Consider the following 22,448-nt stretch of genomic DNA (forward strand, 5'->3'; position numbering starts at 1 on the left):
TCGTCGAGGGCGACCGCCCCGTCCTGCCACGAGGACGCCAAGGACGCGTGCTCCGGCCATTATGTCTCACGTCGTGGGGCGACCCATCGACCGCCCTGACCACGGCTGAACCGGAGGTTCCCTTGGTCGAGAAATACACCATCACCGCGCTCTTCGCGGGGATTCTGGTCTATCTCGCGTACCGCTCGTGGAGGCGAGCACGCACTCATGACGAGTTCGACCTCGCCGGCCGTCAAACGGGACTGTTCCCACTAGTCGGAACGCTGGGCGCAGCCGAGTTCAACACGGCCACACTCATCGGCGGGGCCTCTGTCGCGTACCAATACGGGACGGTCGGCCTCTACTACACGTCGTTCATCTTCGTGTTCGTCTTCGGGATCTACGCGCTGACGGTGGCGAAGCCCTACCGCCGCCTGCACATCTCGACGATCGCGGAGTACTTCGAGAGGCGGTTCACGGGTCGGCTCGCCGAGCCGACGCGGCTGCTCGCAAGCCTGATCACACTCAGCTTCACCTGGCTTGCGCCCGCCACATACCTCGCAGGTCTCTCGGTCGTCGCCTCCGTCCTGCTGGGCGTCGAACCGGCTACGACGGTCGTCGTCATCGTCGTGTTCTGCCTGGTACTCGCCATCACCGGAGGACTGGTGACCGCCATCTCGTTCGACGTACTCAGCTACGCCATGATCCTGGTGTTCGTCCCCGTCCTCTTCGCGATCGGTTACGTGCAAGCCGACGGACTGAACAGTCTGGGTGACGTATTCGCGCCTGAGTACCTGTCCTTCAAACCCGTGTGGGGCTTGGAGCAGTACGGATTCGCCTCGGTGCTGGCGTGGTGTTTCCAGAACATCCTGGCCTACATCGCCGCGCCGTGGTATGGCCAGCGGATGTTCTCGGCGCGCTCCGGTCGGATCGCCTACCGGGCGATGTTGATCAACACTGTGGCGATCACCGGGCTCTACGGACTCGTGGCGGTCACGACCATGCTCACCCGGGTGCTCATTCCGGACCTCACCAGCCCCGAGGAAGCCCTCCCACGACTGGTCCTCGACTACACCCCGCCGATTCTGCAGGGCCTGATCCTGGTCACCCTCCTGCTGGTGGGGAGCAGCACCATGATCGCCATCTGGAACTCCGCAGTGTCGATCGGGACCAACGACATCGTCCGGCGCTACCTCGCCCGCGACCGCCCTGACAGATTCTACGTCCGGCTCGGACGGGTGCTCTTCCTCGCGATCGGAGCGACAACTCTCGTCCTGTCCCTCACCATTGTCGGGAGCATCCTGCTGGTCCTGACCTACGTCTCGGTCTATCTGGCACTGCTGGCCTTTCCGATTCTCGCTGGTCTGTACTGGAAGCGGTTCACCACCACCGCCGCGTTCGTCTCCCTGCTCGTCGGAGTCGTCTACGTGACCCTCGCCCTGCTCGTCGATCTGCCCTATTACCTCATCAGTCCGGTCGGAGCCGCCCTCAGCGCCGCCGCCGGGACCGTCGCCACGGTGGCGTCCGGTCATCAGGACATCTCCGAGACGGTCGAGGACTTCCACGCCATCGCCCACGGCACGAAGGAGGCCAGCCATCCGTGACACGAGAGCCGGACAGTCCACCCCGGATGGACACTCCGGGAGACTGAGGATCTTCGGTTACACCGACTGTTGGACCGTGCGTCCCGGTGAACGGATCACGTTGCATGTCCACTCCGAGAGCCCCCGATACGACTCGACCGTCGTCCGGTTGCATCGGCCGTTCAGCGAAAGCGATCACTCCGGCGCGGAGGAACTCACCGGGACTCGCGAGCCGCACGACGACGGCCGGCAGCGGGAGTCCGACACCGGATCATTCGCGGTACTGCCCCTGCCCGACGACTGGCTGTCAGGCAATGGGTTCACAGTGGCGTTGCGCTTCCTGCCGTGGCTCCCCGGGACGGGTCGCGAGCAGACGGTCCTCGCCGTCCAGGACAAGGGCGGAGAGGTCCGCTTGGAACTCGTCGTGCGTGGCGACGACCGCCTCGTCGCCCGGCTCGACGGCGACGGATCCGGGGCTGAGGCCGTGTGCCGACCCGCACTGGCACCACGGTGCTGGTACCAGGTCGCGGTCGTCTTCGACTGCACCGCGCAGCGCCTCGACCTGCACCTACGTTCGATCGGCGCCGGATGGGGCTCAGCGGTCGAGACAACCTCATCGACACAGGCGGATACTGGATACCGCGACACGGTGGCATGGACGACTCTCGCGGGAGTACGACGTCCGGGCGCCTGGACTGTGCCGCGAGCGGACCGACACTTCAACGGCAAGATCGAGAATCCCGCTTTCTGGTCTCGCGCGCTCGGCTCCGACGAACTCGGTTCCGACGAACTCGTCGAGGCCCCCGGCCGGGCCGCACTGATCGCTGCCTACGACTTCGGCCGCGACTTCACCGGCACGGTGCTGCACGACCGCTCCGGGAACGAGCGGCACGGGACGCTCCACCAGGCACCGCAACGTGGCGTCACCGGTAGTCGTTGGGACGGCACCGCCGGGGACTTCCGCGTCTGCGGGCAGCACTACGCCGCCGTGCACTTCCACGACGACGATCTGGAAGACGCCGGCTGGCCCCCGGCTCGGACCTGGGCGGTTCCCGATCTCGCCCCCGGAGCGTACGCGTTCCGCCTGCACAGCGACGACGAGACCGACCACATCCCGTTCTTCGTGCACTCGAGGAGTCACGCTCCAGCACTGTTCCTCGCGCCTACCTTCACCTACCTCGCCTACGCCAACGAGCATCTCTACGCCGCGGGCGGCAACCAACAGTTCATGGCCCACCGACCCGAGCTGTCGCGGTACGAACGACACGTCCTCGACCATGCGGATGTCGGGAAGTCCGCCTACGACCTGCACGGCGACGGGTCCGGTGTGGCGTACTCGTCGCGGAAGCGGCCAGTACTGAACTTTCGCCCGTACCGGCACAACTGGCTCGCCGGGAACGTCCGGCACTTCAGCGCGGACCTATTCCTGCTGGACTGGCTCGACCAGATCGGGATCGAGCACGAGGTCGCGACCGACGAGGACCTTCATCACGACGGACAGTCGCTCCTCGATCGACACCGGGTCGTCGTCACCGGCTCGCATCCCGAGTACTGGACCCGCCCGATGCAGGAAGCACTGCACGGATACCTCTCCTGCGGTGGACGGCTCATGTATCTTGGTGGCAACGGCTTCTACTGGGTGACCAGCGTATTCGACGATCGCCCACACCTGATCGAGGTTCGACGCGGGAACAACGGTGCCCGAAGCTGGGACTCCCCGCCCGGAGAGACCACGCACAGCGCAACGGCGCAGCCGGGCGGCCTCTGGGCGTTCAACGACTACCCACCACACGCCGGGCTGGGTGTCGGGATGGCGGCGCAGGGCTGGGGGCCGGCGTCGGCCTACCGACGGCTACCCGACAGCCACGATGACCGCGCAGCGTTCGTCTTCGACGGGATCGCCCCGGACGAGATCATCGGCGGGTTCGGGTACGTTCTCGGCGGCGCCGCAGGGGACGAGGTGGACCGTTACGCTCCCGAGCTGGGCTCGCCCGCCTCCACATTGCGACTTGCCACGTCCACAGGGCTCGACGATCGCTACCAGCTCACCCAGGAGGAGCTACTGATCACTGCCCCCGGACAGGGCGGATCGAGCAACGAGAAGGTCCGATCCGACATGACACTGCTCGAGACGGCGGCGGGTGGGGCCGTGTTCTCGGTAGGTTCGATCTGCTGGGCCGGGAGCCTGGCGTGGAACGACTACCACAACAACGTCGCGCGCATCAGTGAGAACGTGGTGCGGCACTTCGTCCGCTAGCGGTGCGCCCACAGCACGACAGGGTCCGGTTCACCTCGCCGCGAGGTTCGCGCGCAGGTGCTCGACGGCCTCAGTGTGGATCTCGGCGCTGCGCGGCACCGCGCCGGAGGCCCAGTACAGGGCGTGCACGAGCCCGTCGATCCGGGTCGCGCGCACCTCGTTCCCGGCCGCGCGCAGCGACTCGGCGAACGCCTCGCCCTCGTCGCGCAGGGTGTCGTACTCGGTCGTGACGACGAGGGTGGGCGGCAGCCCGGCCAGGTCGTTGCGGTCGAGCGCCAGGCGCGGATCGGCGACGTCGGCGGGCCCGGTCACGTACTGCGAGCCGAACCAGGCCAGCGCGTCCAGGTGGATCAGATAGCCCTCGGCGAACGCGCGCCGCGACGGCGTGTCGGCCGCCGGGTCGACCAGCGGGTAGAGCAGCACCTGGGCGCGGACCGCCGGCTCGCCGGCGTCCCGGGCCCGGATGACCGCGGCGGCGGCCAGGTTCGCACCGGCGCTGTCACCCATCACCGCGATCCGCCCGGCGTCCCCACCGTGCGCGGTGATCTCCTTCGCGGTCCACTGCAGCGCCGCGTAGGCGTCGTCGTGGGCCGCCGGGAACCGGTTCTCCGGTGCCCGCCGGTAGGTCGCCGAGACCACGACGGCGCCGACGTCCAGGGCCAGGGCGCGGGCCCGCTCGTCGACGACGTCCAGGCCGCCGCCGACGAAGCCGCCGCCGTGCACGTACAGCACGACGGGGAACGGGCCGTCGCCGGGCGGCAGGTAGACGCGGGCCCGCTGCTCCGGGTCGGAGCCGTAGGGCACCTCGGTGATCGCGGCGACGTCGCGCGCCGGGTTCTGCAGGCCGACCAGGGTGTCCAGGGTCTGGCGGGTGGCCTCGACGCCGATCTTCTCGAAGGACTGGAAGCCCTGCTGTCCGAGGCCGTCGAGCAGGGACGCGACGGCGGGATCGAGTGGCATGGTCGTCTCCTCTCAGGCCTGCGCGAGCGCGCGGTCGCCGGCCGGGGAGAGGCGGAAGCCCTCGTAGCCCGCCGCCACGACCTCGTCGCACGTGGCCCGGTAGGCGGGCGCCCCGCCCAGGTACACCAGCGGTCGCCGGGGCTTGCCGGGCACGTTGCTGCCCATGTACCAGGACGTCGGCGAGTCGGGCAGCAGCGTGGCCCGGGCCACCTCGTTGGTGTGCGCCACCCACTCCCGCTCCGCCTCGGAGGTCGGCTCGATGACGTCCTCGCCGCGCTCGTGCAGGTACCGGATCGCCGCGGTGGTGAAGTCGACGTGGTCCTCGATCGCCAGCGGCATGTTGTAGAGCACCGACGGGCTCTGCGGACCGGTGATCATGAACAGGTTCGGGAACCCGGCCGCCATCAGACCCAGGTAGGTCTGCGGCCCGTCGGTCCAGTGGTCGGCCAGGCGCAGCCCGTCGCGCCCGGTGATGTTCATGGCCAGCAGCGGCCCGGTGCAGGCGTCGAACCCGGTGGCCAGTACCAGCACGTCGAAGGCGTGCTCGGTGCCGTCGGCCAGCCGCACCCCCTGCGGGACGACCGCGTCGACCGGGTTGCTCTTCACGTCCACGAGATCGACGTTGGGCCGGTTGAACGCCTCGTAGTAGTCGGTCTCCAGCGGCGGGCGCTTGGTGCCGTAGGGGTAGCCCTGCGGGGCGAGCAGCTCGGCCGTCGCCGGGTCACTGACGCGCTCCCGGATCCGGCCGCGGATGTACTCGGCGATCGTGTCGTTGGCGTCCTTGTCGAACAGGATGTCGCCGAAGGAGTCGATGAACAGGCGGAACCCGCCGCGGTTCCACCGGTCGTCGAACACCTCGCGGCGCTCGTCCGGGCCCACCGCGAGCGCCGAGGGCTGCGCGTCGGTGTAGGGGACGCCGAGGAAGTGGTTGCGCGAGGCGTCCCGGATCGCGGAGTAGTCGGCCTTCTCGGCGGCCTCCTGCTCCGGGTCGGTGGGTGCGTTCCCGATCGGGGTGGCGTAGTTCGGGGTCCGCTGCAGGACGGTCAGGTGCCCGGCGGTCTTGGCGATCTCGCTGACCGCCTGGATGCCGGACGAGCCGACACCGATGATCCCGACCCGCTTGCCCTCGAAGCCGACCTCGTGGTGCGGCCAGTTGCCGGTCATGTAGACCTCGCCGGCGAAGTCGGAGATGCCCGTGAACTCGGGCTTCTTCGGCACCGACAGCGTGCCGGCACCGGAGATGACGTGCCGGGCCCGGTGGGTCTCGCCGGTGTGCGTCGTCGCGGTCCACAGCGACTCGTCGTCGTCCCAGGTCAGGGACGTGATCCGGGTGTTGAACCGGATGCTGCGGCGCAGGTCGAACCGGTCGGCGACGTGCCCGAGGTAGTCGAGGATCTCCGGCTGGGCGCAGAACCGCTCGCTCCAGCGCCACTCCTGCTGCAGGTCCTCGTCGAACGAGTAGGAGTAGTGCACGCTCTCGATGTCGACCCGCGCGCCCGGGTACCGGTTCCAGTACCAGGTCCCGCCGACGTCGCCCGCGGCGTCGACCGCGATGACGTCGAGATGCTGTGTGTTGCGCAGCGCGTGCACGGCGTAGAGACCCGCGAACCCGGCACCGACGACAAGTGCGTCGCGGGTCGGGGTGGTTGTCGATGGCACCACGTGATCCAGCCTCCTTGGATGGGTCGGGCGATGCGCCTGGCTGCCGGCACCGGGAACCGGCAGCCGGCGCTGTGAGCGCGGCAACAGCGTGGGCGCCCCGGCCGCGGAGCCGACAGGGTGAGATCACCCCACCGGCCACCCCACCGGGGCCGCGGGGTCTACCCGGGTAGTCGGCACCGCGATCGACCCCGCCCGACCCGGCTCCGACGTGACATGCTCGGCGCGTCGAGTACTGCGATCAGGAGGCGTCATGGACGACGTCACCGGCGGCGGCCACCCGCGGCGGCCCGGTGCCCGGGGACCGTGCACCCTGCGCCCCGCGACGACGCTGACCAGCTTCGTCGGCCGGCATCGGACGGTCGACCGGCTCGTCGACGAGCTGAGGACGAACCGCCTGGTGTCGGTGACCGGGCCCGGTGGGGTCGGCAAGACCCGGACCGCGGTGGCCGTGGCCGACGCCGCCGACCACCCGGAGGGTGTCGTGCTGGTCGAGCTCGCCAGCGTCACCGATGCGACCCAGGTCGCGCCGGCGGTCGCGACCGCGCTGCGCGTGCCCGACCAGTCGAACCGCGACGCCGTCGACCGGATCGTCGACCACCTCGCCGGCGCGGCCGCCCTGCTGGTGATCGACAACTGCGAGCACCTGCTGGAGGCCGGTGCACGGCTGGTGCTGCGGCTGCTCGAGGACCTGCCCGAACTGACGATCCTGACGACCAGCCGGGAGCCGCTCGGCATCCGCGGCGAGCGGGTGCACCTGCTCGCCCCGCTCGCCGTACCCGAGGAGGTCGAGGGGCTCGGCAGCCCCGGGATCGAGCACGTCCCCGCGGTGCAGCTGCTCCTCGACCGGGCCCGTGCGGTGCTCCCGGACTTCGCGGTCACGCCGGAGAACCGGCAGGCGGTCGTCGCCCTGTGCCGTCGCCTGGACGGGCTCCCGCTGGCGATCGAGCTGGCCGCGGTCCGCCTCCGGTCGATGTCGGTGTCGCAGGTCGTCGACCGGCTCGACCGCCGGTTCCACCTGCTCGGGAGCTCCGACCCGGCGGCCGACCCCCGGCAGCGCTCGCTGCGGGCACTGATCGACTGGAGCCACGACCTGTGCGGCCCGGACGAGCGGCTGCTCTGGGCGCGGATCTCGGTGTTCCCGGCCACCGTGGACCTGGAGACGCTGGAGGGTGTGTGCACCTTCGGTGAGCTCACCGAGGACCGCCTGCTCGACGCGCTCGACGGCCTGGTCGGCAAGTCCGTGGTCGTCGCCGACCGGGACGGCGAGCGGCTGCGCTACCGGCAGTTCGTGACTCTGCGCGAGTACGGCTCGGACCTGCTGGCCGGCTCGGCCGAGGCCGACGAGGTCCGCCGCCGGCACCGCGACCACTTCACCGATCGCGCCCGCCTCTCGGTCGAGCGCTGGTGCGGCCCGCACCAGGCCGCCGACCTGGCCCGGTTGCGCGAGGACCATCCGAACCTGATCGCGGCGCTGGCGTGGTCGGCGGCGACCCCGGGTGAGGTGCGGGCCGGTGCCCGGCTGGCGTCGTTGCTGCGCTACCACTGGATCGCCGGCGGGTTCCTCACCTACGGCCGCCGGTGGACCGAGCGGCTGCTCGAGCGGCTCGACCCCGGCAGCCGGGAACGCGGCGAGGCGCTGTGGGCGGTGGCCTGGGTGGCACTGATCCAGGGCGACGCGGCCACCGCCCGCAGCTACCTCGACGAGTGCGCCGGGATCGCGGATCAGCTGCAGGACCCGGTCATGCAGGGCCACGTCGCGCACTGGCGCGGGCTGATGAACCTGTTCGAGGGTGATCTCGACGCCGCCGAGGGCTACTTCCACCGCGGCATCGGCCTGCACCGGTCGGTGGACGACGAGGGATCGGCGCTCGCCACGTCCTTCATGCTGGCCATGACCCAGGCCTACGCGGGGCGGCCACGCGAGGCGCTGCAGACCTGTGCCGGGGTCGTCGAACGGGCGTCGGCCGCCGGGGAGCTGTGGAACCGCGCCTACGCGCACTGGGTCGCCGCGATCTGCCACCTGCACCTCGACGACCTCCCCCGGGCCCGGGCCTCGATCGCCGAGACGATCCGGATCGAGCAGGACTTCCGCGACGGCGTCTGCACGGCACTGTCGATCGAGGTGAGCTCCTGGATCGTGGCGGCGTCCGGACGGACCTCCGACGCCGCCGCGCTCTCCGGGATCGCGGGCGCGGTCTGGCACCGGATCGGGACGTCGCTGCAGGCCTTCGGCCCGCACGCCGCCAGCGAGGGGCGGCAGCACGCGTCGCTGATCGACGAGCGGCTCGGCGCGTCCTGCGCGGCCGCCGTCCGGGCCGAGTACGGCCAGGTCGGCGTGCCGGAGGCGGTGCGGCTGGGGATCGAGATCACCGACGGCGCCGCGGACGGTGCGGCGCCCCGGCCGGAGCCGGGACCACACTCCCCACAGACGTCCGCATCGCCGACCTCCGCACCGCGGGCCGCCGCATCGCCGGCCTCCTCGCCGCTGACCGGCCGGGAGCAGCAGATCGCGCAGCTGATCGCCGACGGCATGAGCAACCGGGACATCGCCGCCGAGCTGACCATCTCGGTCCGGACGGTGGACGGGCACGTCGAGCGGATCCTGCGCAAGCTCGACTTCGGCTCGCGTACCCAGGTGGCGTCCTGGATGGCCGCGGCGGCCCGGGTCCGGTCCTGACCGGCCCGCCGCGTTCCGGGAGGTCAGCTCCGCGGGACGGCCCGGGCCCCGGCCAGGGTCTGCGACGGGCGCTCCGCGAACCGTTCCCGGTAGGCGGCCGAGAACCGGCCCAGGTGGGTGAAGCCCCAGTGCCGTGCCGCCTCGGTCACCGGAGCGGCCCCGGCGCGCAGGTCGACGTGCACGCGGTCCAGGCGGACCCCGGCGAGGTAGGCCATCGGGGCGACCCCGACGTGCTCCCGGAAGGCCTCCTGCAACCGCCGGCCGCTGACACCGGCGACCCGGGCCAGCTCGCCGAGGGTGTACGGGTCCTCCGGGCGGGCCTGGATCAGGTCCACCACCGCGCGCACCGCCGCCGGCCGCGCAGGTCCGCCCGGAGCGTCCCCGGTCAGGACGGCGGTGTGGTTGTGCCGGTGGCCCAGCAGGAGGCCACCGACCAGCAACCGCTCGTACCGTTCCCGCATCGGTGCCGCGCCGATCAGGCCGCCCTGGTCGAGCTCGTCGATCAGCAGGTGCAGGGTGTTGTACCAGCTCCGCCCGGCCGGGCTCGTCAGCCCGAACGCGAGGTCGAACTCCAGCGGGTACGCGGCCGGGCGTCCCAGGAGCGCCGCCAGCTCGTCGTCGACCAACCGGCGCCGGATCTTCACGCCGACATGTTCGGTGCCGGCCGCGCAGTGCAGGAGCCGGTGGCCCCGCTCCGGGGTGAAGACCCCGGCCGTGCCCGGGACACCGATCGACTGTCGATCCGCGGAGGCCGCGACCACCTTCCCGCGCAGCACGACGTTGACCTGGTAGTGGGCCGAGGTGCCCTCGGGCACGACCGATGTGTCCTGGCCGAAGCGCACGAGGCCGACGGTCAGGTTCTCGGTCCGGACCCCGCGCAGCTCGCCGCGCCCGGCCGCGCCGCGCGCGAGCGGGCGCACCTGCGCCGGGTAGAAGAGCGCGTTGAGGTGCTCCCGGAAGTCCTCGAAGCCGGCGTCCCGGGTCAGGACGTTCCGGGCGAACTCCGGACGGTCGGTCGTGCCGATCACGGTCCTCCCTGCAGGATCCACGTCGTCGTGGCGACGGCCGGCGGGGTCCCGCAGTGTAGTCGCGCGATCCGGCGGGCCGGCCGCGTGAACCGGATGGCGCGGCGCCCGCCACGTTCGTAGCGTCGGCCCCGCCGACCACCACGAACGGAGCCCGAGGAATGGACTTCACCGAGGAAGCCGCGGTCACCGCGGTCAAGGAGAGCTTCGCACCCGGCACCGACCCCCGGCTCGCCGAGCTCGTCGGCGGGCTGGTCGATCACCTGCACACCTACGTCCGCGAGGTGCGGCCCACGGTCGAGGAGTGGAACACCGCGATCGGGTTCCTCACCGCTGTCGGGCAGACGTGCAGCGACACCCGCCAGGAGTTCGTGCTGCTCTCCGACGTGCTCGGGGTGTCGATGCTGATCGAGACGATCAACGGTCAGGAGACCGGGACCGAGAGCACGGTGCTCGGGCCGTTCCACATGACCGAGAGCCCGCGCCGGGAGATCGGCGACAGCATCGACGAGCTGACCGGCGGCCGGGACTGCGTGGTGGAGCTGCGGGTGCTCGGCGCGGACGGCACCCCGCTGCCCGGTGCCACGGTCGACGTCTGGCAGGCCACCGCCGAGGGCTTCTACGACGTCCAGCAGCCCGACGTGCAGCCGCCCGGCAACGGGCGCGGGCTGTTCACCGCCGACGACGAGGGCCGGGTCCGGTTCCGGAGCGTCGTGCCCAGCCACTACCCGATCCCGACCGACGGCCCGGTCGGCGAGCTGCTCGGCGCCCTCGGCCGGCACGGCTACCGCCCGGCGCACGTGCACGTGATCGCGTCCGCGGCGGGTCACCGCGAGCTGACCACGCACCTGTTCGTCGCGGACAGCGCCTACATCGACTCGGACGCCGTGTTCGCCGTCAAGCGGAGCCTGATCGTCGACTTCGAGCAGGTCGACGACCAGGCGGTCGCGGCCCGATACGGCATCGACGCCCCGTTCCGGCTCGCCCGGTACGACGTCGTGCTCGACCCGGCCCCCGCGCAGGCCTGAGATGTGGACCGACTTCCGCTACCAGGCGCAGCCGATGCGCGTCGTGTTCGGAGCGGGCCGCTCGGCCGAGCTCGCCGCCGAGCTGGAGCACCTCGGGCTGGTGCGCGTGCTGGTGCTGGCCACCCCCGGGCACCGGGAGCTCGCCGAACGGATCGCGGACACGCTCGGCCCGCGCACCGCGGGCGTGCATGCCCGCGCCCGGATGCACGTCCCCCGGGAGACCGCCGACGCCGCCGCCGAGGACGCGCGGGCGCGCGCCGCGGACGGCTGCGTCGCCGTGGGCGGTGGCTCGACGATCGGGCTGGGGAAGGCCGTCGCGCTGCGGCACGGCCTGCCGATCGTCGCCGTCCCGACGACCTTCGCGGGCTCGGAGATGACCCCGGTCTGGGGCATGACCGAGAACGGGGTCAAGACCACCGGACGCGACCCGGCGGTGCTGCCCCGCAGCGTGGTGTACGACCCCGACCTCTGCGCATCGCTCCCGCCGGGGATCGCGGTGACCAGCGCGGTCAACGCGCTGGCGCACGCCGTGGAGGCGCTCTACGCCCCGGACACCTCGCCGATCACCGCGCTGATGGCCGAGGAGGGCGCCCGGGCGGTCGTCGCCGCGCTGCCCGGACTGGCCGTCGCGGGCGACGCCGACGCCCGGGCCGAGGCGCTCTACGGCTCCTGGCTGTGCGGGGCGGTGCTCGGCGCGACCACGATGTCGTTGCACCACAAGCTGTGCCACGTGCTCGGCGGGACCTTCGACCTGCCGCACGCCGCGGTGCACACCGTGCTGCTGCCGCACGTCGTCGCGCTCAACGCGCAGGCCGCGCCCGCGATGACCGCGGCGCTCTCCCGGGCCCTCGGCTCGGACACCCCGGCCGGCACGCTGTGGGAGCTCCTCCGCGGGCTCGGTGCGCCGGTGTCCCTGGCCGAGCTCGGGTTCGCCGACACCGACGTCGACCGGGTGCTGGAGGCGGTGGCCACGGCGCCCTACGCCAACCCGCGCGAGGTCCCCGCCGGGGAGATCCGCGCCCTGCTCCGGCGGGCCCGCCACGGCGGGTCCCCGGCCGAGGGCGCCGCCCCGGCGCGCTGAACCGCACGTGATTCCACCAGGCAGAACAGCATGTCCTCCAGGGCATAACGTGCGCCACGATGTCCGGGCCACCGGCCGACGGCGCCGGTGCCCCGCGCCGGTCCGGCCGGCGGTCCGGTCCCGTACTGAGGAGCCCGACGATGCAGTTCTATCTCGACGGATACCGACCGGGTGACCCGTTCGTCGAGCCGGCCGACCCCGCGGTGGCCGACCGGCCGCCGGGGATCCCGGAGACGGTCGACGTGCTGATCGTCGGCTGCGGCCCGGCCGGCCTGGTCCTGGCCGCCCAGCTCGCCGAGTTCCCGGACGTCCACACCATGATCGTCGATCGACGGGACGGTCCGCTGGAGGTCGGCCAGGCCGACGGCGTCGCGTGCCGCACGGTGGAGATGTTCGAGGCCTTCGGCCTGGCCGACCAGCTCGTGCACGAGGGCTACCAGGTCAACGAGGTGGCCTTCTGGCGACCGGACCCGGCCGAGGGCTCGTCGATCGTCCGCACCGGGCGGATCGACGACGTCGAGGAGGGGCTCTCCGAGATGCCCCACATGATCGTGAACCAGGCCCGGATGCTGACCTACCTGCGCGAGCACATGGTGCGGTCGGCGAGCCGGGCCGAGCCGTACTACGGGCTGCACCTCACCGACGTCCGGGTGGATGCCGACCCGGACGCCGACTACCCGGTGACCGTCGACCTGGCGCACCTGCGGGACTCCGAGCCGACCGGGGAGACCTCCACCGTGCGGGCCCGGTACGTGGTCGGCTGCGACGGGTCGCGCAGCAGCACCCGGGAGGCGATCGGCCGCCGGCTCGTCGGCGACGTCGCCAACAGCTCCTGGGGCGTGCTGGACGTGCTGGCCGTGACCGACTTCCCGGACATCCGGCTCAAGTCCGTCGTCCACTCCGAGCAGGGCAGCATCCTGATCATCCCGCGCGAGGGCGGGTACCTGGTCCGGCTCTACATCGAACTCGACAACCTCCGCGACGCCGAGATGCTGCGAGAGCGCAGCGTCACCCCGGAGAAGCTGACCGCGGTCGCCAACCGGATCCTGCACCCGTACTCGATCGACGTGCGCTCGGTCGGCTGGTGGGCGGTGTACGAGATCGGGCAGCGGCTGTGCGACCGCTTCGACGACGTGCCGGAGGCCGAGCTCGACACCCGGCTCCCCCGGGTGTTCATCGCCGGCGACGCCTGCCACACGCACAGCGCCAAGGCCGGCCAGGGCATGAACGTCTCGATGGCCGACGCCTGGAACCTGGGCTGGAAGCTCGGGACGGTGCTCCGCGGCACGTCGCAGCCCGAGATCCTGCGCACCTACTCGACCGAGCGGCAGGCCGTCGCCCAGGAACTGATCGACTTCGACCGCGAGTTCGCGGCGCTGTTCAGCGCCCGGCCGGACGGGGGCACCGACCCCGACCCGGGGCGGTTCCAGCGCTACTTCCGCGACCAGGGCCGCTTCACCGCCGGCGTCGCCGTCCGGTACGGGCCGTCCTGCCTCACCGCCGCGACCGGGCACCAGGACCTCGCGACCGGCTTCGAGGTAGGCACCCGGTTCCACTCCGCGCCGGTGATCCGGCTTGCCGACGCCAAGCCGATGCACCTCGGGCACGCCGCCCGGGCCGACGGGGCGTGGCGCCTCTACGCCTTCGCCGATCGGGCGCACCCGGGCGAGGCCGGGTCCCGGCTGCGGGAGCTCGCCACCTTCCTGGCCTCGGAGAAGTCGCCGCTCGGCCGGTTCACCCCGCCCGGCGCCGACCCGGACTCGGTGATCGACGTCCGGGCGGTGTTCCAGCAGGGCCACCGCGATCTCGGCGTCGACGACCTCCCGCCGGTCCTGCTGCCCCGCAAGGGCCGGTTCGGGCTCGTCGACTACGAGAAGGCGTTCTGCCCGGACCCGGCCTCCGACGTGTTCGACCTGCGCGGGGTGGACCGGGACGCCGGCTGCGTGGTGCTGGTCCGCCCAGACCAGTACGTCGCGCACGTCCTGCCGCTCGACGCCCACGACGAGCTCGGCGCGTTCCTCGCCGGCACCCTGCAGGAGGTCGCGGCCCCAGCACACTGAACCCACCCCGACCCCGTCTCCGCGTTGCGAGACAGGGGTGCGGGGTGCGGAGTCAGCTGGTGGGGGCGGCGAGGGTGGTCGACAGCGCGCCGCAGACCTGGCGCACCGCCGCGAGGCCGGCGGCGATGGTGGGCTGCTCCTGCGAGCCGGCCCGCACCGCGGCGATGACGCGGCGGATCGGGACCGGCGGCGCGCCGATCGGGATCCGCCGGGTGTCGTGCCGGGCGGGCAGGTCGGCCAGCCGCGGCACCAGGGCGACGCCGAACCCGCGGGCGACCAGCGCGGCGCCGGTGTCCCACTCGTCGGCGTAGTGGGCGACGTCCGGGGCGAACCCGGCGCTGGTGCAGGCGAGCGTGACGAGCTGGTGGTAGGCGCGGCCGGGACTGCTGCAGATCCAGGGGTCCGCGGCCATCTCGCTGAGCGCGACGTCCGGACGGCCGACGACCGGATGCCCGGCCCCGACCAGGAGGTCCAGCGGCTCGTCGTAGAGGGTCTGCTGGTCGAAGGCCGCGTCGGAGACCGGCGGGATGTTCGGCGTCGCGACGACCACGGCGATGTCGGCGTCGCCGGCGGCGAGGAGGTCGAACGAGCGGGACGGCTCGGTCTCGCGCAGGTGCAGTCGTAGCGCCGGGTGCTCGCGCCGCAGCCGATCGAGCGCCTGCGGGACGACGGCCGCCGCGGCGGTGGAGAACCCGCAGAAGCGCAGCGTCCCACCCACGTCCCCGGCCCCGTGCGTGGCGAGGTCGGCCACGGCGCGCTCCCACTGCGCGGTGAGGGCCTCGCCGTGCGCGAGCAGGGTGCGCGCGGCCGAGGTCAGCCGCACCCCGCGGCCCTCCTGCTCCAGCAGGACGACGCCGAGCTCCCGGGCGAGCGCCTGCATCTGGTGCGAGGCGGCGGACGGGGTCATCCGACACACCTCGGCGGCAGCGGTGACGGTCCCGTGCCGTTCGATGGCCCGGAGCACCCGCAGCCGTCGATCAATCATGTACGCAATGTACAAGATCCTTGGTTCGATTCTTCGGTAGACGCGAAGAATCGGTGGCGCCGACACTTCCCCTGCGCACCGCGGTGCGCGGCCCCACCACCGAGCCGGGGCTTCCCCGGCACGCCCAGGAGTCAGAGATGACGGGTAGTCGCGTGATCGTCGTCGGCCTCGGCGGGCTGGGATCGGCGGCGCTGTACCGGCTCGCCGCCGAGCTCGGTTCCGAGGTGCTGGGCATCGAGCAGTTCGAGGTCGGCCACCATCGAGGCGCCTCCCAGGACCACTCCCGGATCATCCGGCTGGCCCAGCACGAGGAGCAGTACGCCGTACTGGCCGGCCCGGCCTACAAGGCGTGGGACGAAATCGAGGCGGAGTCCGGCCAGCAGCTCGTCACCCGGACCGGCGGACTGGTCGTCGAGGACCGGATCGCCCGCCGGAGCGCCGCCACCGGCACCCGCAACATCGAGGGCTACACGGCGATGTTCGACCGCTACGGCGTCGGCTACGAGCTGCTCGACGCCGACAGCCTGGTCGAGCGGTGGCCCCAGTTCCGGGTCTCCGGCGGCGAGCAGGCGCTCTACCAGCACGAATCGGGCATCGTCGACGCCGCCCGGGCGAACGCCGTGCACCTCGCGCTGGCCCGCGCGCACGGTGCCGAGGTCATGTCCGGCACCCGGGTCCGGGCCGTCCGCCCGGACGGCGCGGGTGCCGCCGTGGTCACCGACGCGGGCACCTTCCGCGCCGACCGGGTCGTCGTCGCCGGGGACGCCTGGACCAACCAGGTGCTCGCCGACACCGGCGTCACGCTGCCGCTGACCGTGCTGCAGGAGCAGGTCACCTACTACGCCACCCCGTACCTCGCCGAGTTCGCCCCGGCCCGGTTCCCGGTCTTCATGTGGCACGGCCGGCACAACTTCTACGGCTTCCCGGTCTACGGCGAGGTCGCCACCAAGCTCGGCCAGCACATGGGCGGGCACGAGACCACCCCCGACGACCGCACCTTCGACCCGGACCCGGTACGACGCGAGCGCTACGCCGCGTTCGTCGACCGGCACCTCCCCCGGTTCGGCGGACCCGAGCTCTACACGAAGACCTGCCTGTACACCGTGCCGCCGGACCAGAACTTCGTCCTCGACACCCTCCCCGACGCCCCGCAGATCGTCGTCGCCAACGGCGCCGGGCACGCCTTCAAGTTCGCCGCGCTGATCGGGGGGATGCTCACCGACCTCGCCCTGGATCGCGAGCCCGGCCACCCGATCGACGCCTTCTCGATCACCCGCCCGGCGCTGACCGACCCGTCGTTCCCGCGCAGCTTCCACGTCTGATCCCACCGGCCGCAGCCCGGTCGTTTCCGGAAGGGAGACCCTCGCGATGACAGCCGAGACCACGGCGGGACCCGCCGCCGACCCGCACGCCGCGCTACCGGCCCGCCCGATCGACCCGGCCCGGTTCACCGAGGAGGCCACCTACCGGCCCACCCGGCTGCCGGTGGAACGGGCGTCCACGCTGATCCCGGACGCCTACTGCGCACCGGAGTTCTTCGCCCTGGAACAGGAGCGGGTGTTCGCCACCGGGTGGGTCGCGGTCGGGTGCACCGCCGACGTCGACCGGCCCGGCGCCTGCGTGGTGGTGGACGTCGCCGGCCGGTCGATCATCGTCACCCGCAACCGCCACGGGGAGCTACGCGGCTTCCACAACGTCTGCCGGCACCGCGCCACCAGACTGCTCGACGCCGACACCCGCGAGGTCGGCCGGCGCGGCCGGATCCGCTGCCCGTATCACAACTGGACCTACGACACCGACGGAACGTGCCTGGGTACGCCGCTGTTCGAGGGTTCGGACGTGCCCGCCGGGCAGGAGGCGATCTTCGACACCTCGGGTGCCCGCGAGTTCGACCGCGCGGATTTCGGCCTGCTCCCGGCGTCGGTGGACACCTGGGGATTCCTCCTCTTCGTCAACCTGGCGCCGGACCCCGCGCCGCTGACGGACCACCTCGGCGACCTGCCGGACCGCTTCGCCGGCTACCGGCTCGAGCAGTGGGTGCCGCAACGGCGTCGCAGCTACGACGTCGCCGCGAACCACAAGCTGGTCGGCGAGAACTTCATGGAGTACTACCACCTGCCCTGGGTGCACCCGGAGCTCAACCAGGTCTCCAGGTTCTCCGACCACTACCGCTGGCAGGGGCCGGGGATGTACACCGGCATGTGCACCACACCGGTCTCGCGCAACACCGGTGCCGGCGGCTGGGACGGGCTGGCCCCGCTGAGCACGCTCGGGGACGGGGACGCCGATGCCGGTCGGTTCGTCTACCTGTTCCCCGGTACCGCCCTGGTCGTGCTGCCCAACCACGCCTTCGTGCTGTTCAACCGGCCGGTCGCCGCGAACCGCACGGCGGAGACCGCGGTGCTGCTCGCCCACCCCGAGTCGCTCGACGACCCGGCCGCCGAAGCCGGGCTCGACCAGCTCGAGGAGTTCTGGGACCTGATCAACCGGCAGGACCTGGAGATCGTCGAACGGGTCCAGGAGGGCATCGAGAACCCGGCCTACCGGGGCGGGCGGATGTGCTTCCGGTTCGAGGAGCCGCTGCACCGCTTCCAGAACATGATCGCCGACCGGATGCTCGGGATCGACCGCGTGCCCGGCGGCGACGAGGACACCATGACCCGCATGTTCCCGGACCCGGCGCAGCCGCACCCCTCGGCAGCGCCCTGACCCGCCGGATTCGCCGACCGCCGGACCCGCCGCCCCACCGGCCCCGAGGAGCCCCCGTGTACCGGATGCTGATCCACGAACGCCGCGACGAGGCCGACGACGTGGTCTCGCTGACCCTCAGCCGCGCCGACGGCGGGGAGCTCCCCCGCTGGAGCCCCGGCGCGCACGTCGACGTCGCGCTCGCCGACGGGCTGACCCGCCAGTACTCGCTGTGCTCGGACCCGGACGACCGGCTGCGGTGGCGGATCGGGGTGCTGCGCGAGCCGGACGGCCGCGGCGGGTCGCGGTACGTCTTCGACAAGCTGCACGGCGGCGACATCGTCGAGGTCGGCGAGCCCCGCAACCACTTCGCGCTCGAGCCCGCGCCGCACCACGTGTTCGTCGCCGGCGGCATCGGGATCACCCCGATCCTGCCGATGATCGCCCGGGTGGACGCGGCCGGTGCGGACTGGAGCCTGCTCTACGGCGGACGCAGCCGGTCGTCGATGGCCTTCGTCGACGAGCTCCCGCGCGACGACGGCCGCGTCACCCTCGCCCCGCAGGACGAGACCGGGCTGCTCGATCTCGACGGCCTGCTCGCCACGCCCCGCCCGGACACCCTCGTCCACGCCTGCGGGCCCGGGCCGATGCTCGACGCCGTCGCCGCCGCGATGACGGCGTGGCCGCCCGGGGCACTGCGCATCGAGCGCTTCACCCCCCGGGAGGTCGAGCTCCCCGGGGCCGACGAGGCATTCGAGGTCGAGTTCCGCACGAGTGGCGTCACCGCGACCGTGCCGCCCGACCGCTCCATCCTGGCCGTCGCCGAGGAGGCCGGCATCGTGGCCGACTGGTCCTGCCGCGAGGGCACCTGCGGCACCTGCGAGACGTCGCTGCTCGCGGGCCGGGCCGAGCACCGGGACGCGGTGCTGACCGACGAGGAGCGGGACGCGGGGAGCACGATGATGATCTGCGTGTCCCGGGCGGAACGGGGCTGCGCCCGCCTGCGTCTCGACCTGTGAACCGCCCGGCTACCGGTTGGTGACCAGCAGGACCCAGTCCCCGTCGGTGGGCGGGTCGTAGCGGTCCCCCGGCGCGGTCTCCGTGCGCTCCCCGGTGCGCGGGTCGACCCAGAACGCCCGGGCCGCACCGGGCACCGCGCCCGGGTCGACCGCGAACTCCCCGCCGGACGGGGAGTAGACCAGCGCGTACGACCCGTCGGAGGCCCGGTTGGCCACGACCCGGTCCGCCCCGGACCCGGCATCCGAGGTCAGCACCGACGGGGCCGGCTCACCCAGCCCGAACGGCAGCGACTCCAGCAGCTCCCGCAGGTGGCGCATCTGCCCGGCGGCCGGCAGGTCCAGTGCATCCGTCCAGCTGCCCCGGGCGCCGAGGGCCCCGCTCCCGCCGTCGCTGAACTGCCACACCGCGTGGGCCCCGTAGGTGTGTCCGGCCGCGCCGCCGAGGACGGCCCAGTAGGCGTCGCGGCGGACGTCCTGCGCGGTGGAGAAGCCCTTCTCCGGCTTCCAGCAGTACGGGTGGTCCTCGTAGATCGGCTCCCCGTCCACGAACGGCTTGGCCGGGCGGGCGGCGTAGGTGGACTCCACCAGGTCCGCGCGGACGTCGTAACGCAGGCAGTGCCCGCCCTGGATCATGTGGAAGTCCAGCCAGTCCGCCCCGGAGAACCACTCGGCCGAGCTCTGGTCACCCTGCGGGTGGTAGGTCTTCAGCTGGGTGGCGCCGCCCTCGTCCAGGCCCTCGGCCAGGCTGCGCCACAGCCCTTCCTCACCCTCGGCCGGGTGATCCCCGCCGAGGGTCCAGGTGACGTTGCTGCGATCACCGAACCGCTCGCCCAGGAACCGGCCGTAGTCCCCGGCGTTGCCCTCGTCGACCACCGAGCCGGTCTGCTTGTCGCCCCAGACCGGATGGATGGCCAGGTACATGCCGCGCTGCGCGGCGGCGTCGATCACGAAGTCGACGTTCTCCCAGAAGTCCGGGTGGTCGGCGGCGCTGCTCACGTCCCCGTCGACCGGCTTGTCGGCGCCGGCCTGGGGGAAGATCGCCACCGTCTGGATCACGTTGAAGCCCTGCTCCCGGCGAGTGTCCAGATACCGGAGCGTCTCGTCCCGGTCCGGCTTGCCCAGCAGCGCCCACGCCGTGTCGCCCAGCCAGAAGAACGGCTTGCCGCCTGCGGTGAAGTACCGGCCGTCGACCTGCAGCGGCGGGAGTCCGGCGGCCGGGGGCGCCGGGGCCGGTTCCTGCTCCGGTGGTGCCATCCCCCCGCTCACCCCCGCCGCCGGCAGGAAGCCGACCATCGCCACGAGCGCGGCCGCCTGCAGCGCCCTCCGGGTTCGACCTGGCCTCCGCGGCATCCGCCCTCCGCACGCCTCGCTACTCGATCTTCTCCGACCACCGCAGGCGGTCGGCCGTCCCGGGATCATCGGGAACCTACCGGCCGCCCGGTCTGTTCGCGGTGAATGTCCGGATCTCGAACGGGTGTGATGCGACCGCGCGCCGCACGGGTGGCGGGATCCGGCACCGCCGAGGTCGCAACACATCGTAGGGTCCGGCGCGTGCGGACCACGGACCCTGCCCGGCGTCGGACGGTGCCCCGGTGAGCGGCCTGCCGCGGCGGCGGACGGGCACGGCGCACGCCTGAGCGCCCATGCCACCCGCCGACGTCTTCGTGCCCTACGGCCCCACGCACTGGGTGGTGCTCGGCATCGGTGCGGCCGGGGCGGTGCTCCTCGTCGTGGCCCGCCGGCGCCTGCGGGGCCGTCCGGCGGGGACCACGTCCGACCGGGCGTTCGCGGTCGCGATCCTCGCCTTCCAGGTCCCGTTGCAGCTGCGCCGGCTCACCCCGGAGCACTGGAACCTCTACACCTCGCTGCCGCTGCAGCTGTCCGACCTCGCCTGGATGACCGCGGCCTACGCGCTCTGGTCGGGCCGGTGGTGGGCGTGCTCGCCGCTGTACTACTGGGGCCTGACGCTGACCCCGCAGGCACTGTTCACCCCCGCCCTGGACGCGCCGGACTTCCCGCACGTCGACTTCATCGCGTTCTGGGGCCTGCACCTGCTGCTGCCCTGGGTGGCGCTGTACCTGACCTGGGGGGCCGGCGTGCGCCCCACGTGGAAGGGGCTGCGCGTCACCCTCGCCGCGACGGTCCTCTGGGCCGCCCTGGTGCTCGGGTTCAACTCGGTGGCCGGCACGAACTACGGCTTCCTCAGCCACAAGCCGGACAATCCCTCGCTGCTCGACCTGCTCGGCCCGTGGCCGTGGTACCTGCTCGTGGAGTTCGTGCTCGTCGTCGCCGGCTGGATCCTGATCACCTGGCCGTGGACCCGTCGCAGGACCTGCCGAGGCGGACGCCCGTTGCACATCGCGTGATCACCGCGAGTCCTCGCCGCACTCTCGTCGGGCGAAGGGCGGGACACACATGGACACCACGGACGACGTGCTGGTCGTCGGGGCCGGGCCGGTGGGCTTGACGGCGGCCTGCCTGGGCGTGCTGCCCCGGCTGGAGGCCCGCGGCCGGCGGATCGCCGCCCTCGAGATGGTCGACGGGTGGCCGGTGAGAGCCGGGCCCGCCTCGACCTCGCCGAGGCCCCCACCCGGCACCCCTACGTCCTCGACGTCGCCCAGCCCGACACCGAAGCCGTGCTGGCCGAGCTGGTGGCCGACACCGCGGATCCGCAGCTGCTGCGCCGCCACCTCGCCGGTGCCCTGCATCTCCGGGAGCCCTCGACGGCCTGACCGGCCCGGCGCCGCACCCGGCGGCGGCGCCGCGGTGTGATCCCGCTCTCGCCCGGCGCCCACCGCTGTTCTACTCTGGAACTCGGTTCGAGCAGGGAAGCGGGGCCTCGGGATGACGATGGGGAGCGGCCTGGTCAACGCCGACCTGCGTCGCAAGCGGTCGGTCGACCTCGCCCAGCGGATCCAGGCAGAGCACCCCGACCCGCTCACCGAACTGCGCGTCGCGCTGCTGGTCCAGCCCTACCCGCACCCGGTGCCCGCGCGCCGGGTGCGCGAGATCCGGGTCCGGGCCTTCCAGGGCCCGTGCGAGCTGACGCTGGTCACCGCGACCGCGCCGGACGACGCCGCACCCGCCGCCGGGATCGGCATCTGGGAGCTGAGCGTCACCGGGAGCGAACCGCTGCCGAAGGGCGAGGCCGAGGGCTGGGCACGTGCGGTGTTCGGTTACCGCTGCGCGCCGCTGGTCTACCGGCGGTCGGACGACGGGACCGGCTGGTTCCGTCGCCCGACCAGCGTGGTGTTCACGGTGTTCCACGGCGAGCACGGGCCGATGCACCCGGTGGACGTCCCGGCCGCCGGGGCCTGCGCCTGAGAGCGTGTTGTGAAACCTCGTGAGTCAGTTCTCGAGGTCTTCTGCTAGCCGGCGGGCAGCTTCCTTCTCGACGTCGCTTCGAGGCTCGGGGAGCTGCTCGCCAGCCAGCCGGGCGGACAT

Annotated in this window: 17 protein-coding genes and 1 pseudogene; 12 read left to right on the forward strand and 6 right to left on the reverse strand. The window is 72.4% G+C overall.

The annotated features are described in order from the left end of the window. Positions 1 to 122: 122 nt before the first annotated feature. Together ACLFMI_RS23550 and ACLFMI_RS23555 are read left to right on the forward strand one after the other, a co-directional pair. Positions 123 to 1,583, forward strand: a complete 1,461-nt coding sequence (locus ACLFMI_RS23550; protein ID WP_410950127.1) for a sodium:solute symporter family protein — start codon at positions 123 to 125, stop codon at positions 1,581 to 1,583. A 304-nt stretch (positions 1,584 to 1,887) separates the two neighbouring features. Beyond that, entirely contained in the window at positions 1,888 to 3,819 is a 1,932-nt protein-coding gene (locus ACLFMI_RS23555; protein WP_410950128.1) for a N,N-dimethylformamidase beta subunit family domain-containing protein, read from the forward strand. Positions 3,820 to 3,849: 30 nt separating this feature from the next. On the opposite strand, the gene ACLFMI_RS23560 is transcribed toward ACLFMI_RS23555, so the two are convergent. Together ACLFMI_RS23560 and ACLFMI_RS23565 are read right to left on the reverse strand one after the other, a co-directional pair. After that, positions 3,850 to 4,779: an alpha/beta hydrolase gene (locus tag ACLFMI_RS23560; protein WP_410950129.1), complete on the reverse strand. Its 930-nt coding sequence runs from the start codon at positions 4,777 to 4,779 to the stop codon at positions 3,850 to 3,852. A 12-nt stretch (positions 4,780 to 4,791) separates the two neighbouring features. Continuing rightward, positions 4,792 to 6,441, reverse strand: a complete 1,650-nt coding sequence (locus ACLFMI_RS23565; protein WP_410950130.1) for a flavin-containing monooxygenase — start codon at positions 6,439 to 6,441, stop codon at positions 4,792 to 4,794. Between the two features lie 250 nt (positions 6,442 to 6,691). Here ACLFMI_RS23565 and ACLFMI_RS23570 point away from each other — a divergent pair, with 250 nt between their 5' ends. Continuing rightward, positions 6,692 to 9,118, forward strand: coding sequence for an ATP-binding protein (locus ACLFMI_RS23570; RefSeq protein WP_410950131.1), 2,427 nt, complete (start codon positions 6,692 to 6,694; stop codon positions 9,116 to 9,118). Positions 9,119 to 9,141: 23 nt separating this feature from the next. On the opposite strand, the gene ACLFMI_RS23575 is transcribed toward ACLFMI_RS23570, so the two are convergent. Continuing rightward, complete coding sequence (locus ACLFMI_RS23575; RefSeq protein ID WP_410950132.1) at positions 9,142 to 10,146, reverse strand: AraC family transcriptional regulator; 1,005 nt, start codon at positions 10,144 to 10,146, stop codon at positions 9,142 to 9,144. Between the two features lie 158 nt (positions 10,147 to 10,304). On the opposite strand from ACLFMI_RS23575, the gene ACLFMI_RS23580 reads away from it, so the two are divergent. From ACLFMI_RS23580 to ACLFMI_RS23590, 3 genes are all read left to right on the forward strand, one after another. Beyond that, positions 10,305 to 11,171, forward strand: a complete 867-nt coding sequence (locus tag ACLFMI_RS23580; RefSeq protein ID WP_410950133.1) for a dioxygenase family protein — start codon at positions 10,305 to 10,307, stop codon at positions 11,169 to 11,171. 1 nt (position 11,172) lies between these two features. After that, positions 11,173 to 12,252, forward strand: coding sequence for a maleylacetate reductase (locus ACLFMI_RS23585; protein WP_410950134.1), 1,080 nt, complete (start codon positions 11,173 to 11,175; stop codon positions 12,250 to 12,252). Between the two features lie 140 nt (positions 12,253 to 12,392). Then, the gene (locus ACLFMI_RS23590) at positions 12,393 to 14,312 is read left to right on the forward strand and encodes an FAD-dependent monooxygenase (RefSeq protein WP_410950135.1); all 1,920 of its coding nucleotides are present in this window, start codon (positions 12,393 to 12,395) and stop codon (positions 14,310 to 14,312) included. 52 nt (positions 14,313 to 14,364) lie between these two features. On the opposite strand, the gene ACLFMI_RS23595 is transcribed toward ACLFMI_RS23590, so the two are convergent. After that, complete coding sequence (locus tag ACLFMI_RS23595) at positions 14,365 to 15,297, reverse strand: LysR substrate-binding domain-containing protein (protein WP_410950136.1); 933 nt, start codon at positions 15,295 to 15,297, stop codon at positions 14,365 to 14,367. Between the two features lie 137 nt (positions 15,298 to 15,434). Here ACLFMI_RS23595 and solA point away from each other — a divergent pair, with 137 nt between their 5' ends. The 3 genes from solA to ACLFMI_RS23610 all read left to right on the forward strand — a co-directional run bounded on the left by solA (position 15,435) and on the right by ACLFMI_RS23610 (position 19,004). Next, the gene (gene solA / locus ACLFMI_RS23600; RefSeq protein WP_410950137.1) at positions 15,435 to 16,619 is read left to right on the forward strand and encodes an N-methyl-L-tryptophan oxidase; all 1,185 of its coding nucleotides are present in this window, start codon (positions 15,435 to 15,437) and stop codon (positions 16,617 to 16,619) included. A 46-nt stretch (positions 16,620 to 16,665) separates the two neighbouring features. Further along, positions 16,666 to 18,006, forward strand: a complete 1,341-nt coding sequence (locus tag ACLFMI_RS23605) for an aromatic ring-hydroxylating oxygenase subunit alpha (protein WP_410950138.1) — start codon at positions 16,666 to 16,668, stop codon at positions 18,004 to 18,006. A gap of 65 nt (positions 18,007 to 18,071) precedes the next feature. Then, positions 18,072 to 19,004, forward strand: a complete 933-nt coding sequence (locus tag ACLFMI_RS23610) for a PDR/VanB family oxidoreductase (RefSeq protein WP_410950144.1) — start codon at positions 18,072 to 18,074, stop codon at positions 19,002 to 19,004. A 9-nt stretch (positions 19,005 to 19,013) separates the two neighbouring features. On the opposite strand, the gene ACLFMI_RS23615 is transcribed toward ACLFMI_RS23610, so the two are convergent. Next, a complete protein-coding gene (locus ACLFMI_RS23615) occupies positions 19,014 to 20,258 on the reverse strand; it encodes a glycoside hydrolase family 140 protein (RefSeq protein ID WP_410950139.1) in 1,245 nt (414 codons plus the stop codon). Positions 20,259 to 20,647: 389 nt separating this feature from the next. On the opposite strand from ACLFMI_RS23615, the gene ACLFMI_RS23620 reads away from it, so the two are divergent. The 3 genes from ACLFMI_RS23620 (at position 20,648) to ACLFMI_RS23630 (ending at position 22,328) form a co-directional block, all read left to right on the forward strand. Continuing rightward, positions 20,648 to 21,370 (forward strand): YwaF family protein, encoded by a 723-nt coding sequence (locus tag ACLFMI_RS23620; RefSeq protein WP_410950140.1) that lies wholly within the window; start codon positions 20,648 to 20,650, stop codon positions 21,368 to 21,370. A gap of 177 nt (positions 21,371 to 21,547) precedes the next feature. Beyond that, positions 21,548 to 21,736 (forward strand): hypothetical protein, encoded by a 189-nt coding sequence (locus ACLFMI_RS23625; RefSeq protein ID WP_410950141.1) that lies wholly within the window; start codon positions 21,548 to 21,550, stop codon positions 21,734 to 21,736. Positions 21,737 to 21,848: 112 nt separating this feature from the next. Next, a complete protein-coding gene (locus ACLFMI_RS23630; protein WP_410950142.1) occupies positions 21,849 to 22,328 on the forward strand; it encodes a hypothetical protein in 480 nt (159 codons plus the stop codon). Between the two features lie 24 nt (positions 22,329 to 22,352). Here the strand turns inward: ACLFMI_RS23630 and ACLFMI_RS23635 are convergent. Beyond that, positions 22,353 to 22,448: pseudogene (locus ACLFMI_RS23635) on the reverse strand (IS5/IS1182 family transposase); the annotation flags it as partial.

Origin of the sequence: Pseudonocardia nantongensis (assembly GCF_046546495.1) — a bacterium.
GTDB lineage: Bacteria > Actinomycetota > Actinomycetes > Mycobacteriales > Pseudonocardiaceae > Pseudonocardia > Pseudonocardia nantongensis.